The organism is Mesorhizobium sp. P2_A12 (assembly GCF_056405075.1).
Genome location: NZ_JBFUCU010000002.1, coordinates 339310 through 351527, shown reverse-complemented (window position 1 = coordinate 351527; position 12218 = coordinate 339310). Strand labels below are relative to the sequence as shown.

Annotated in this window: 11 protein-coding genes; all 11 read right to left on the bottom strand. The window is 63.8% G+C overall.

The genetic code is table 11. The features are described from left to right. Nucleotides 1-7 precede the first annotated feature (7 nt). Nucleotides 8-484 carry a GNAT family N-acetyltransferase gene (locus AC1DZU_RS06470; RefSeq protein ID WP_477282846.1) on the bottom strand — a complete coding sequence of 159 codons (477 nt, stop codon included), beginning with the start codon at nucleotides 482-484 and terminating at the stop codon, nucleotides 8-10. Between the two features lie 21 nt (nucleotides 485-505). Beyond that, nucleotides 506-1444, bottom strand: coding sequence for an ABC transporter ATP-binding protein (locus AC1DZU_RS06465; protein WP_477282844.1), 939 nt, complete (start codon nucleotides 1442-1444; stop codon nucleotides 506-508). Further along, on the bottom strand, nucleotides 1441-2256 hold the full coding sequence (locus AC1DZU_RS06460; protein WP_477282842.1) for an ABC transporter ATP-binding protein: 816 nt from the start codon (nucleotides 2254-2256) through the stop codon (nucleotides 1441-1443). Before AC1DZU_RS06460 ends, AC1DZU_RS06465 begins: the two co-directional genes overlap by 4 nt. Then, nucleotides 2253-3155 (bottom strand): ABC transporter permease, encoded by a 903-nt coding sequence (locus AC1DZU_RS06455; protein WP_477282840.1) that lies wholly within the window; start codon nucleotides 3153-3155, stop codon nucleotides 2253-2255. The genes AC1DZU_RS06460 and AC1DZU_RS06455 overlap by 4 nt, the downstream gene beginning before the upstream one ends. Next, nucleotides 3152-4135, bottom strand: a complete 984-nt coding sequence (locus tag AC1DZU_RS06450; RefSeq protein ID WP_095091099.1) for an ABC transporter permease — start codon at nucleotides 4133-4135, stop codon at nucleotides 3152-3154. Before AC1DZU_RS06450 ends, AC1DZU_RS06455 begins: the two co-directional genes overlap by 4 nt. A 181-nt stretch (nucleotides 4136-4316) precedes the next feature. After that, complete coding sequence (locus tag AC1DZU_RS06445) at nucleotides 4317-6047, bottom strand: ABC transporter substrate-binding protein (protein WP_477282838.1); 1731 nt, start codon at nucleotides 6045-6047, stop codon at nucleotides 4317-4319. A gap of 298 nt (nucleotides 6048-6345) precedes the next feature. Continuing rightward, entirely contained in the window at nucleotides 6346-7233 is an 888-nt protein-coding gene (locus tag AC1DZU_RS06440; protein WP_477282836.1) for an ABC transporter permease, read from the bottom strand. Beyond that, entirely contained in the window at nucleotides 7230-8189 is a 960-nt protein-coding gene (locus AC1DZU_RS06435; protein WP_477282834.1) for an ABC transporter permease, read from the bottom strand. The genes AC1DZU_RS06440 and AC1DZU_RS06435 overlap by 4 nt, the downstream gene beginning before the upstream one ends. A 76-nt stretch (nucleotides 8190-8265) precedes the next feature. Next, entirely contained in the window at nucleotides 8266-9903 is a 1638-nt protein-coding gene (locus AC1DZU_RS06430; RefSeq protein ID WP_477282832.1) for an ABC transporter substrate-binding protein, read from the bottom strand. A gap of 38 nt (nucleotides 9904-9941) precedes the next feature. After that, a complete protein-coding gene (locus tag AC1DZU_RS06425; protein ID WP_477282830.1) occupies nucleotides 9942-10718 on the bottom strand; it encodes a DUF427 domain-containing protein in 777 nt (258 codons plus the stop codon). Nucleotides 10719-10732: 14 nt separating this feature from the next. Then, a complete protein-coding gene (locus AC1DZU_RS06420; RefSeq protein WP_477282828.1) occupies nucleotides 10733-12091 on the bottom strand; it encodes an LLM class flavin-dependent oxidoreductase in 1359 nt (452 codons plus the stop codon). Nucleotides 12092-12218 lie beyond the last annotated feature (127 nt).

The following is a 12218-nucleotide window of genomic DNA, read 5'->3' as shown; positions in this document are numbered from 1 at the left end:
CGAGAGATCAGGGATGGGTGTTGAGCAGGCCGGCATAGACCCCGGGTTCGGAGTCCGGGATCTGCGTCGCGCCGACGGTGCGCTCGTAGAATTCGGACGGACCGACATCGCCGATGATGGCGTAGCCATAGCCCATGACCCGCATGTCGAGCAGCGTCGCCAGCAGCAGCGCGTGGCCGATGCCGGCGCCGCGCGCGGCCTCGCCGATGCCGGTCGGGCCGAAGAAGCCACGCGCGATCGAATCATAGACGGCAAAGCCGACCAGCTCGCCGTCGCGTGTCGCCAGGAAGCACGAGGCCGGCTGGCGCGAAAATGCCACCGTCGTCTCGCTCGACCAGCCGGCGTTGAAGGTTTGCCGCACCCAGCCAGTCACCAGTTCGAGTTCCGGCGCCAACGCCCGGCGAATGGTGACGGCGGCACGGCGGACACGCGCATCGAGTTCGGGATCGGGCGAAAGCAGCGAAAGATTGACCAGATAATCCATGGAGACCCTATGGCGTTGATTTCAGGACACCGCGCCAAGCGCGCACACGAAATGGTTGGGGCCGACCTGTTTGACCTCAGTCGAGGATGGCCGGCTCAGGCGTCGCACCTCCTCGGCGTGCCCGAGAAAGCGTGCGCTGTCGCCAGCCACGAACGGCCGGTCGGGATCCGGCACCGCCGAAAGCAGCAGCTGCGTGTAGGGATGGCGGGCATCGCCGATCACCGAGAGTGTGTCACCCCACTCGACCATCTGGCCGGCGAACATCACGATCACCTCTTCGGCGACATGGGCGGCGGTGGCGATGTCATGTGTGATGTAGAGTAGCGCCAGTTGGCGTTCCTGTTTGATGCGCGCCAGGAGTTCGAGGATGCCGAGGCGGATCGAGACATCGAGCATCGAGGTCGGCTCGTCGGCGACCAGCACGTCGGGCTGCACGGCGAGCGCTCGCGCGATGTTGACGCGCTGGCGCTGGCCTCCCGACAGTTCATGCGGAAACTTGTGCGCGGTCAGCGCCGGCTCGAGGCCGACCCAACTGAGGAGATCGGCGACTCCCTGCACTTGTTCCGCTTTGCTCCTGGCGTGGCCATGCAGCGCCAGCGGTCGCGCCAGATGATGCTGTACCGAAAACACCGGGTTGAGCGAGGCGAACGGATCCTGGAACACCATCTGCACGGCGCGGCGGTAGGCCTTTTCCTCGGCGGCCGTGCCGGTCCGCGTGATGTTGCGGCCGCGGTAGAGCATCTCGCCGCCGGTCGGCGTGTCCATGCGCGCGATGATGCGGGCGCAGGTGGTCTTGCCGCAGCCGGATTCGCCAACCAGCGCCAGCGCATGGCCGCCCTTCAGCGACAGCGAGACACCGCGCAACGCCTGCACCAGGCCGAAGCTGCGCTCGATGCCGTCCAGCCTGACGATCGGCTCGGCCGCGATGGCTGCCGGGGGAATAGTCGTCACGGCATTCATGCGATCGCGTCCTTCACGGGGGGATGGCCGGGTAGTTGCGGGATCGCGCCCCAGAGCTTTCGCGTGTAGTCGTGCGCCGGCGCGCGGCTGACCTGCCTGACATCGCCGACTTCGACCAGTTCGCCCTTCAGCATCACCCCGATGCGGTGGCAGAGCTGCGCCATCAAATGCAGGTCATGGGTGATGAACAGCACCGAGAACCCATAGCCGCGCTGCAGGTCGATGACCTGTTCGAGGATTTCGCGCTGCACGACCACATCGAGCGCGGTCGTCGGTTCGTCCATGATGATCAGCTCCGGCTTCAGCGCCAGGCAGATGGCGATGACGATGCGCTGGCGCATGCCGCCTGAGAACTGGTGCGGATAGTCGGTCAGCCGGCTGGCCGGGATGCCGACCAGCTTGAACATCTCTTCGGCGCGCGCCCGCGATCTTTCGCGCGACGAGCCGGTATGCCGGCGCAGCACGTCGTGGAACTGCGCCTCGACCCGCATCAGCGGATTGAGCGAATTCATCGCGCTCTGGAACACCATGCCGATCCGCCGCCAGCGCACCTCCTGCAGCCGGCTTTCCGGCAGCTTCAAAAGATCCTGGCCGTCGAGCAGGATCTCGCCGCCCGCCACCCAGGCCGGCGCCTTGGCCAACCGGGTGATGGCGTAGGCGATCGTGCTCTTGCCGCAGCCGGATTCGCCGGCGAGCCCGAACAGTTCGCCACGGCCGATGTCGAAGGACACGTTCTTGACCGCGCGGAAAGCGCCCTTGTCTAGGAGATAGTCGACGCTGAGGTCGCGGATCTGCAGCAGCGCCTCGTTCACCGTGCCGCCTCCAGTTCGCGCTTGCGCAGCCGGCTGAGCCGCAGCCAGCGGCTGAGCGCCGGGCCGGAGCGCAACTGTGGATTGGCGATCTCGTCGAAGGTGAAGTTCAACAGCGCCAGACCCAACCCGACAAGCGCGATACCGGCGGCAGGCGCGCCGATGTCCCACCAGGCACCGACGATGATGGCGGAGGAATTCTGCGCATTGTAGAGCATCGTCCCCCAGGTGACGTTGAGCGGATCGCCGAAGCCGAGATATTCGAGCGTCGTCTGCGCGACGATGGCGTAGATGATCGAGCCGACGATGTTGATGCCGATCAGCGGCACCAGATTGGGCAGGATCTCGACGAAGATGATGCGCCAGGATGGCTCGCCGACCATGCGCGCCGCAGTGACGAACTCGCGGTTCCTGAGCGCCATCGCCTGCGACCGCGTCATGCGCGCCCCCCACGGCCACGAGGTCAGCGCGATGATCATCATGATGGCGACCGGACCGACCGTGCCGGCGAAGGAGGCAAGCAGGATCAAGAGCGGGATGTTGGGGATGACCAGCACCGCATTGGTGATCAGGTCCAGCGTCGCATCGGTGCGGCCGCCGAAATAACCGGCGACCAGCCCAATGATGGTGCCAAGTGCGGTGATGAACAGGCCGGTGGCAAAACCGACCGCCAGCGACGGGCGCGCACCCCAGACGAATTGCGCATAGACGTCGCGGCCCATCTTGGTGGTGCCGAAATAATGCTCGACGGTCGGCGGCTGGTGCGAGCGGCCGACCCGCTCGCCCGGATCGGTCGGTGCCAGGATGGGTGCGAAGAGCGCCATCAGGCAGAGCGCGGCGACGATGATCAGGCCGGCGACGGCCTTCTTCTGCCGCCAGAGAAGTTGCCAACCGAAATTCATGCCCGTTCCTCCCGGATGCGCGGATCGACGACACCATAGAGGATGTCGACCAGCAGATTGGCGCCGAGCGTCGCCATCGTCATCAGCAACAGCTGGCCCTGGATGACCGGATAGTCGCGCGCGACACTGGCGGTGAACAGCGTCAGCCCCAGGCCCGGATAGTTGAAGACAATCTCGGTGACGATCGAGCCGCCGAACACCGCGCCCAGCATCAGCGCCAGATTGGTCAGCACCGGCAGCATCGCGTTTCGCGCCGCATAGGAAAACATCACCGCGGTCTCGCCGAGCCCCTTGGCGCGGCCCATGGTGACATAATCCTCGCCGAGCACCGAGATCATCGAGGAGCGCATCGTCGTCTGGAATTCACCGATCAGATAGGGCGACAGCGTCAGCACCGGCATCACCGCGTGCCAGAATACGCTGCCGAAAAAAGTGAAGTTCAGGCCCGGATCGAGGTCGGGATTGTAGGCATAGCCGACCGGGAACCAGCGCAGCGTCACGCCAAAGGTGAACAGGGTCGCCAGTCCGATGATGACCGGCGGGATTGCGATCAGCACAACAGAAAACGGCGAGACGAACGCATCGAAGCGTCCGCCTCGCCGCCAGGCTGCCACTGCGCCGAGGGAGACTCCAACGCAGAGGGAAAAGATGATCGCCGTGGTGACCAGGAAGGCAGTCCAGCCGGCCGAACGGGCGAGAACCTGGGTGACGGTTTGCGGGTAGTACTTCACCGATACGCCGAGATCGAACCGGGCAAGGCCGGTGATGTAGTCGACGAACTGTCCGAGGATCGGCTGTTCGACGGCGCCGAAGCGGGCCTTGATCGCCTCGATCGCCGCCGGTGTCGCGCGCGGTCCGAGCTGCGCGATCATGCCGTCGACCGGACTTCCCGGCATCAGCCGAGGAACGGTGAAATTCATCACGATGGCAAACAGGAAGGCGACAAAATAGACCCCAAGCCGTCGAAGAGGAATCCGCATCGGCTATTCCTTGTGCTCGGTTGCCTTCTCCGTTCGGCGGAGAAGCTGTCGCCAAAGGCGACGGACGAAGAAGCGGCTGTAGGCGTCTTGCCATGTCCGGCATCCGGCCTCGCGGCGACCGCCGCCGAGCCAGAGACACGGACCCTTCTCCCTTCACGGGAAGAAGGGCGTTACGTCAGACTTATTGTACCGGCTTCAGGCGCAGCAAATGCATCAACCTCATGCGGTTGTTGTCATGGTTCTCAGGGTTCATCACCGGTTCGTCCTTGGTCACCCAGCCGGTGAAGCGCTTGCTCGAATACTGGTACCAGGTCGGCCCGTTGAACACCGGCACGACCGGGAAATTGTCGGCGATGATCACCTGCACCTGGTCGAACAGCTTCTTGCGGTCTTCGTCGGTGGTCGCCTTGCGGTAGGCGTCGAACACCTTGTCCAGCTCCGGATTGGAGTAGCGCGACGGCGCGCTGGTGATGCGCCCGGCAAAGGCCGTCGACAGCGACTGGTAGTAGCCGCGGAACGGGGTCGGTCCGTCGGCGCGGGAATTCATGACCGCATCGAACGAACCGTCGAGAATCTGCTTTTGCCACTGTTCGTATTCCGGTGTTGCTACCGAGGCGTTGATGCCTGCCTTGCGCAGGCCTTCGGTGGCGATCTGCACGGCGTCGATCCAGTCGGTCCAGCCATTGGGAACGATGATAGAGAAGGCGATCGGCTGGCCCTTCGGCGTGGTGCGCATGCCGTCGGCGCCCTTCTTGTAGCCGGCGTCGTCAAGCACCTTGTCGGCCTTGTCGACGTCGTAGGTCATCCATACGTCCTTGTCGCCTTCGGCCGCCTTGTTGCGCCAGGCGTCGAAGCGCGGCGGCAGGCCGCTGGCGTGCAGGTTGACCACCGGATAGCCAAAGCCGGCAATGTCCACCATCGCCGTGCGGTCCATGACGAGGCTGAAGGCGTGGCGGAAATTGATGTCGTTGAAGGCCTCGGCCAGCGCCGGGTTGGCGGTCTTGAAGTTCACCTGGAAGGCGATGGTTTCCGCCGGCGGCTGCCAGTAGCCATTGTGGTCCTTGTCGAGCGCGACATAGGTCTTGTCGATCTCGGGCAGGAACGAGCCGATCCAGTCCATCGAGCTTTCCGGCAGCAATGCCAGCATCTGGTCGTTGCCGGAGATCTGCGGCAGCTTCAGGCAGTCGACATGCAGCGAGGCGGCGTCCCAGTAATTCGGGTTACGGCACTGCTCGTAGACCTGCGGCGTGAAGCGGCGGATCTCGGTCATCGGGCCGGAGCCGATCGGCTTCTCGTTCTTGAAGGCGAGCGGATCGGCGACATCCTTCCAGATGTGCTCGGGCACGACAGGGAAATCGGCCATCGATTCCGGGAAATGCGTGTCGACGTCCTTCAGCGTGATCTTCACCTCCGTCGGCGAAGGCGCTTCGACCGACGCGACGCTGCCGCCGACGCCGACAATGTCGACCGCCGGGTTTTTCAGCATCAGCTCGAGCGTGAATTTCATGTCGGCCGAGGTCAATGGCTGACCATCGGACCATTTGACGCCGTCGCGCAGCGTGTAGGTGATCGATTTCTGATCGTCGGAGAATTTGTAGCCCGTCGCCAGCCGGAAGATCGGCTTGCCGCTGTCATAGTCGTTGAAGATGACCAGCGGCTCGTAGACGAAATCCATCGTGCTCTGGCGGCGCCCGCCAAGGTCGAAGGGGTTGAAGTTCTGCACCCAGCTCGTCTGTTCCTCGATGTGCATGGCGAGCACCGATTCGGCGGACGCCGGCCGCGCGCCGAAGGAGAAAGTCGTGGCAATGGTCGCGGCGACGAAAGCCGTGCCGATCAACAGCCGCCGGCGTGAAACAGCCTTCGGCGGGTCTTGCAGAGAGCGCATATGCGGGTCTGGCAGCCTGGCAGTCATACTTCATCTCCCATTGTTGATCGGCATTTCCGCCTCTTCGGGCGAGTAACGTAAATCAATTTGATTTAATCCTAGGAGGTAAAGGGGGCCAGCGTCAACGGCTCTGTTCGGCCATCACCATGAAGCCTGTCGAAACGTGCGGCAACGAGGGAAGGGTTTCGTCGGCGGAAGGACCTGGATCGCGATGCCGAGGGATCGCGTCGAGCCCCATCCCAGGTGCTCAACGCACAGGTGTCACAGGGCGATCATGGTGACAGGATGGTTTCCCTCTCCGCCGCCCGCGGAGAAGCATCAAAGCTCACACATCACTATTTTCAAAAGCGCCGATGCCTTGTGCGATGAGATTGGTCGCCATGACCAGCGAGACGATTGCCGCGGAATTGAAGACGACGACCCACCATTTGCCGCCGGTGAGGAAGCCGTAGCCGTCGGCAACGGCCAGTCCCCAGTCGGCGGAAGGCGGTTGGATGCCGAGGCCGAGAAAGCTCAGCGTGGCGATCGAGAAGAATGCGTATCCCAGCCGGGTGACGAGTTCGATGAGGATCGTTTCCCGAACATTGGGCAGTATCTCCAGGAACATGATGGCGACAGCACCCTCCCCACCAAGCCGCGCGGCGCTGACATAATCGCGCTGCTTCTGCTCGCGCACGGCAGCCCGAACGGTCCGCGCCATCAGCGGCGCGTAGGCGATGGCGATCACCAGAACAACGGTCAGGTTCGATGGGCCGATCGCGACAAGCGTCATGGTGACGAGAACGATGAACGGAAACGCCATCAGCGTGTCGAGCAGCCGCGCCCCGATGGCATCGACAAGACCGTCGAAATAGCCGAGCACCAGCCCGATGATGCTGCCGGCGGTGACGCCGGCAAGCGTGGCCAGCGGCGCAACCAGCAGGATATCGCGCGATCCGACGACGATGCGGGACAGCACGTCACGGCCGAGCTGGTCGGTTCCGAACCAGTGCACGGCATCGGGCGGCGTCAGCATCGCCAGAAAATCCTCGGCAAAGGGATCATAGGGAACGAAAAGATTGCCGAACAGCGCGCACGCGATCCAGAACAGCAGCACCAGCGAACCGACCACGATCGACGGGGGCAGTCCGGCAAAAGCGTTGCGGATCCTGCGCGCTGTCGCCAAGCCGACCACCGTGCGCCGCGGTGCGGGAAACTCCGCCAGGTCTGTCATGACGAAGCCCTTCGGCGTTGTCGCGGATCGAGCAGCGCCAGCACGAGGTCGCCTGCCGCCGCCGACAGCACGAATATTGCCGCCATCACCAGCACACCGGCTTCGAGCATCGGGAAATCGCGCGACTTGGCCGCGTTCAGAACCAGATTGCCAAGGCCCTGGATGCCGAACAGCGCTTCGATCACCACCAGCCCGCCCAACATATAGCCGGTCTGGGTCGCAAGCACCGCGATGGTCGGCGTCAGCGCATTGCGCAGCGCATGTCGAAAGATGATCTCGCGCCGCTCGAGCCCCTTCAGCACGGCGGTTCGTGTATAGTCGGCCGCCATCGCCTCGATCACGCCTGCCCGCGTCATGCGGGCGATATAGCCGGCAAGGTTCAGCACCAGCGGCAGCGCCGGCAGGATCAAGTAGTAGCCATTCGTCCAGAAGCCCGCGCCATCGGGCGCGACACCCGAGATCGGGAACCAGTTCAGCCACAGGCCGAAAACGATAAGCAGCATCAGGCCGGACACAAAGTCCGGGACAATGCCGAAGGAAACGCCCGCCATCACGATCAGCCGGTCGATGAAGCGGCCCGCATTGAGACCGGCGACGACGCCGGCGCCAACCCCTAGCGGAACAAGGAAAACCAGGATGATCCCGGCAAGTGCCGCGGAGCGCTTGAGGCTTTCCAGCACGAACGGCGCCACCGGTCCGCCCATCGACAGCGAGGTGCCGAAATCGCCGTTGAGCGCGTTGCTGAACCAACGCCAGTACTGGACGACAACTGGCTGGTCAGCACCGAGCCGCTTGTTCAGTTCCGCCACCGCCTGCGCATCGGCAAAGGGCCCGAGCATGACGCGGCCGACATCGCCGGGCAGAACCTGCCCGGCAAAGAAAACCAGTATGCTGACCAGCCATAGCGTGAGCAGAAGTGTGCCCACGCGCGCCGACACAGTGCGGCCACTCACCATCGCGTCCTGCTGCCTCGCCTTGAACCAGTCCCATCCCGATGCAATCGGAATGGGACGCTATCTCCCCGCTCGAACATCATGCCTGGACGAAGGTAACGCGGTCGAGCAGCAGGTGCGAGATCGCCGTGAAGCGGACGCCCTCGACCTTGGTGCTGGTGATCCTGCTGTACTGCGAGAAGTAGCTGATGATCGCCGGCGTTTCGTCAAGCAGGAGGGTCTGGATCTTGCCGGCGGCAAGGCGCTGGGCGTTGAGGTCGCGTGCCTTTGAGTAGTCGAGCAGCAGAGCATCATAGGCCGGGTTGTTGAAATGCGCCGCGTTCCAGGCCCCCGAACTCTTCAGGGTCGCGTTGAGGAAGATGTCGGGCGTGCCGCGATGGCCGTAATCGGTGATGCCGAGAGCCGAATCCAGCCAGGGCGAGCTGCCGAAGGTCGCAGAGCCATAATAAGCGTCCTGCGGCAGGACATTGAGCTTGACGTCGATGCCGGCCTTCTTGGCGAAGTTCTGGATGATCACCGCATAGTCGGGAATGTCATAGGCCCGCTCGGTGGTCAGCGTCACCTCGAAGCCGTTCGGCACGCCCGCCTCGCCCAGCAGCCGCTTGGCCTCGGCGATGTCCTGCTTGCGCTGAGGCACCGACGGGTCGGCGGAGGGGAAGATCGGCGCGAATGGGGTGTCGTTGCCGACGATGGCGCGGCCTTTCAGCAGCCCCTTTACGATCGCCTCGCGATCAAGCGTCAGCGCCAGCGCGCGACGGATGCGCTTGTCGGTGAACGGCGCCTGGTCGGTCCGCAGGTGCACCTGGTCATGCGAGCTTGCCTGCACGCTGAGGAGCTTGAAGTTGGGATTGCCCTCAATCGCCAGTTCCAGCCGCGTCGTGCTCGGGATGACATCGAGCTGGCCGGCCTGCAGCGCCAGCACCTGGGCCTGCTCATCGTCGAAGAACTTGATCTCGACCCGGTCAGGCAGAGCCTTGTCGCCCCAGTAATCCGGATTGCGCACGAAGCTCGCGCCCTGCTTGGGACGGAAGGATTCGAGCTTGAACGGGCCGGTGCCGTTGAAGGTCTTCTCGAAATCGCCGGCATAATCGGCCGGCAGGATGACGGCGTTGTAGACGTCGGAGGAGACATAGAAGGGGAAGTTGCTGTTCGGACCGTCGAGGTCGAAGGCGACGGTTTCGTCGTCGACCAGCTTGGCGCCGCCCTTGGACAGGATGCCCTTGTATGCCGACAGTGCCGACGAGCCGCTGGCCGGATCGACAAGCCGCTCGAAGCTCGCCACCACGTCCTTGGCGGTGACCGCACGGCCATCGTGGAATTTCACCCCCGGCCGCAATTTGAAGGTCCAGCGGCTGGCCATCTCGTCGGCCTCCCACGACAAAGCGAGCTTGGGCTGCAGCCCGTCCTTGGGATCGTCGAGGATCAAATATTCGCCGACCTGGCTGATCACCCCGATGCTGGCCGGATCGGTGACCGAGACGGGATCGATCGCCTTGGTCGGCTGGCCGAGCCCGACGCGGACAATGCCGCCGGCAGCGGCTGATGCGCGCGCGCCTCCAAGTCCCTGCGAGGCGGCAAACCCGGTCAAGCCGAGCAGCGCTGCGTATTTCAGCAGATCGCGGCGCTTGAGAAAGCCGCCCTGATATTCGTCGACGGCGACATTCCAGATGTCCCCCGACAGATTGCGAAGTGCGTCGATATCTCTGTGTTTGGTCATGTTGAGCCCCTGTCTGAAATGAAGATTGAAAAGATGCTCTATGCGACGGGTTCGCCGTCGAGATGGATGCGATCCACGGCCTGCGGGTAGAAGGCGACGAGGCCCTTGATCTTGGGCATTTCGGCGATCGGGTCGCGGTAGCTCCAGGCGATGTCCGGGCGCACCGAACCGTCGCTCAGTAGGCCGGACCAGTAGGAAGCGATACCCTTGTAGGGACATCGCGTCGTTGTGGCAGACGCCGTCAGCCGCTCCAGATTGATGTCATCGGGATGCAGGTAGAAGCGCGTCGGCAAATGCGTCTCGAACAGCAGCACCGGGCGGTGGCTGTCGGCGATCGGCTCGCCGTCGAACCAGACCTGCACATGGCTGGAGCTTTGCAGCACATCGATGCGCGCATAGGGATCGCGGGCATGGACGAAGACCTCTTCGTCCTCCTCGAACCACTGGTCGACGAGCTTCCAGGTGAAGGCGATGCGACCGGCGACCGGCGACAGGTTTTCACCCGGCGGCGACACGAACGACCAGGCCGCGTTGGCGCTTCGCCTGTCACCGGTGTCGATATCCCAGTAGGCCGTCTCGCCACCGACCGCGTGCGGCTCGCGATGCAGCGAGGGCTTCAGCACCGACGCGTCGACCGACGCCACCGGGAAGAAATAGATCGGCAGGAAGTGGTTGGAGCGCAGCACCAGCACGTTGCGGCTGTCGGCGATGGTACGACCGCCGAATTTGACGCGCACGCGCTTGGGGCTGTGCAGGACATTGACGAGATGCGGCGCGGTCGCTTCGCGAGGCTGCAGTCTTGGTGCGGCGGTCATCATCGTTCTCCGGGTCAGGACACAGCGCGCGCATTGTCGCGCTGTTCGGCAAAGCGGTTGGCGGGCCGCGCCAGCCCAAAGCGGTCGCGCAGCGTTCCCGGCGCGTATTCGGTCGGGAACACACCGCGGCGTTGCAGCTCCGGCACCACCTGCTCGGCGAAATTCACCCAGTCCTCGGGCAGCAGCGGGAACATCAGGTTGAAGCCGTCGGCGGCACCCGCGACGAACCAGTCCTGTAACTGGTCGGCGATCTGCTTGGGCGTGCCGGCGACGGTCGGCACCGAACCGCTGTTGGCGAGCTTGCGGGCAATCTCGCGCAGGCTGAGATTCTGCTTCGACCACTGCTTGACCCGGTTGAGCGATGTACGTCCGCCATTGAAGGTGCTCTCGTCCGGCAGCTGCGGCAGCGGCCCGTCCGGCGGATAGACGGAGAGATCGATACCGCTCCAGCTGGACAGAAGGTCGATGCCAACCTGGTCGGGAAGCAAGGTCTGCAGATACTCCTGCTTTTCCCGGCCTTCCGCCTCGGAGGCGGCGACGATCGGCAGGATGCCAGGCAGGATCTTGAAGCTTTCCGGCCGCCTGCCGTGACGGGCGAGACGTTCGTTGATGTCCTGGCGATACTTGATGCCGTCTTCCCTTGTGCTGAAGATGGCGAAATGCACATCGGCTTGGGCGGTGGCAAAGTTCTTGCCGTCCTCGGACGAACCGGCCTGGACGATCAGCGGATGGCCCTGCGGCGGCCGCGAGACGTTGAGCGGTCCACGCACCTTGAAGTGCTTTCCCTTGTGATCGATCGGGTGGACCTTGTCGGGGTCGGCGAAATAGCCAGACGCCTTGTCGATCAGCAGCGCCTCGTCTTCCCAGCTGTCCCACAGCGCCTTGACGATATCGAGGAATTCGGCCGCGCGCTCATAGCGGAACGCATGTTCGATGTTGCCGTCACGGCCGAAATTGCGCGCCTCCTCATCCATGGCCGAGGTGACGACGTTCCACGACGCCCTGCCCTTGCTGATATGATCGAGCGAGGCGAACATGCGCGCCACATTGTAGGGCTCGCTGTAGGAACTCGACGCGGTGGTGATCAAGCCGATGTGCCTGGTCACGCCGGCAAGCGCCGACAGCAGCGTCAGCGGCTCGAGGCGGGCATTGGCGTAGTGGGCGACGCCGCTCTTGACCGAATCCCAGATCGACACGTGGTCGGCGACGAAGATGGTGTCGATCTTGGCGCGTTCCGCCGCCTGCACGAGATCGCGGTAGAAATCGAAGTCCAGCACCTCCCGGCCCGGTGCCCGCGGATGGCGCCACGACATCCGATGATCGCCCTGCGGGTTGAAGAAAAATGCGCTGAGGATCATGTGATCTCGAGCCATGCCGGCCTCCTTCCAAATCTGCTCCGGAGACCCGTCGCGCTGCTTCGGCAGACGGCGACAAATCTCTCCTGAGCGATGAAAGGTAGATTGCACTCTGGCTTAATTCGAGTAATTTTATAGAGATTAT

Bases quoted from the DNA above. Each gene is read 5' to 3' on its own strand.
- AC1DZU_RS06450 (WP_095091099.1), bottom strand. From the start codon at position 4,135: ATGCGGATTCCTCTTCGACGGCTTGGGGTCTATTTTGTCGCCTTCCTG.
- AC1DZU_RS06445 (WP_477282838.1), bottom strand. From the start codon at position 6,047: ATGACTGCCAGGCTGCCAGACCCGCATATGCGCTCTCTGCAAGACCCG.
- AC1DZU_RS06430 (WP_477282832.1), bottom strand. From the start codon at position 9,903: ATGACCAAACACAGAGATATCGACGCACTTCGCAATCTGTCGGGGGAC.
- AC1DZU_RS06435 (WP_477282834.1), bottom strand. From the start codon at position 8,189: ATGGTGAGTGGCCGCACTGTGTCGGCGCGCGTGGGCACACTTCTGCTC.
- AC1DZU_RS06440 (WP_477282836.1), bottom strand. From the start codon at position 7,233: ATGACAGACCTGGCGGAGTTTCCCGCACCGCGGCGCACGGTGGTCGGC.
- AC1DZU_RS06420 (WP_477282828.1), bottom strand. From the start codon at position 12,091: ATGGCTCGAGATCACATGATCCTCAGCGCATTTTTCTTCAACCCGCAG.
- AC1DZU_RS06455 (WP_477282840.1), bottom strand. From the start codon at position 3,155: ATGAATTTCGGTTGGCAACTTCTCTGGCGGCAGAAGAAGGCCGTCGCC.
- AC1DZU_RS06470 (WP_477282846.1), bottom strand. From the start codon at position 484: ATGGATTATCTGGTCAATCTTTCGCTGCTTTCGCCCGATCCCGAACTC.
- AC1DZU_RS06425 (WP_477282830.1), bottom strand. From the start codon at position 10,718: ATGACCGCCGCACCAAGACTGCAGCCTCGCGAAGCGACCGCGCCGCAT.
- AC1DZU_RS06465 (WP_477282844.1), bottom strand. From the start codon at position 1,444: ATGAATGCCGTGACGACTATTCCCCCGGCAGCCATCGCGGCCGAGCCG.